The 1,056-nt window shown below is 67.0% G+C and carries 1 protein-coding gene; it reads right to left on the reverse strand.

The window, feature by feature from the left end; genetic code table 11:
• Window positions 1–1,056: DUF2345 domain-containing protein (locus tag DOM54_RS19910; protein WP_162619954.1), on the reverse strand; the 1,056-nt coding region annotated here is incomplete at both ends.

Genomic DNA, 1,056 nt, shown 5'->3' on the forward strand with positions numbered 1-1,056 from the left:
GGCCCGCCAAAGCTGTGCTGGGCACCCTTGATGTCGATTTTGCCGGGGCCATGAACGTCGATATTGCCGCCTTCGATGCGGATGTAGCCGCCACCACTGTTCAGCAGGATGCCGTTGGCGGCGTTGATCTCGACCCGCCCCTCGGTGGAGGTGATCTTGACGTCCTTCTCGGCGGTCAGCGCCATCTCGTCGCTCTGGGCCTGCACCTCGACCTTGCCGCGGGCCGCAAACAGCTTGATCCCGGCCTTCTGCACGAACAGCGAGAGCTTCTCGGAGATCGAGGCGGCCAGACTCTTGCCGGTGGCGACGTTGACGTCCTCGCCGCTGGAGACGCTCAGCGAGCGGCCCTGGGCCAGGTGGGTCGATTCCGGCGTGCTCAGCGTGATGCCAGCGGGCGAGGCCATATGCAGCCAGGGCGCTTTCATGCGTGCCGCTTCGCCACGGCCGCCGCTGTCGGTGGCACCACGGGCGTTATCCTGCTTGGCATCCGCGAGCTGTTCGCTGTTGCCGTAGGTGTCGTCGGCGTCCTCGCCTGCCTGCTTGAGATGCTCGCGGGCGTCGAGGGCGTCGGCGTTGTGGTCCGCCGCGCTCTGGCTGAGGCTGTCGCTGAGCTGGTAGGCGCTGTCGAGCTGCTGTTTGGCCGGGGTGAGGTCGAGCTGGTCGCCGCTGGCGCCGAGCTGGCCCCAGCTGGTGAGGTAGAGCCCCTGATTGGCGCGGATGGCGCCATAGGCGTCGGTGCGCAGCTCGAACCCGGTGCCGCGGAAGGCGCCGCGGGTGTTGCCAGTCTGGTGGATCAGATAGCCGAGGTTGAGCTGGCTCTTCTCGGCTTCGGAGTTGAGGCGGACACGCTCCTGGTCGGTGGCGTCGTCGAAGACGAGTTCGTTGTACTTGCTGCCGCGGTAGGTCTTGCTCTTGAAGCCGGAGAGCAGGCCGTGGCTGTGCCAGTCGGGGCTCTGCTCTCCGTTGTAGACCCGGCCGGTGATCAGCGGGCGGTCGGCATCGCCTTCGAGGAAGTCGACCAGCACTTCCTGGCCGATACGCGGCACGAACACCCCG

This window comes from Salinicola acroporae (assembly GCF_003206615.1).
GTDB classification, from domain to species: domain Bacteria; phylum Pseudomonadota; class Gammaproteobacteria; order Pseudomonadales; family Halomonadaceae; genus Salinicola; species Salinicola acroporae.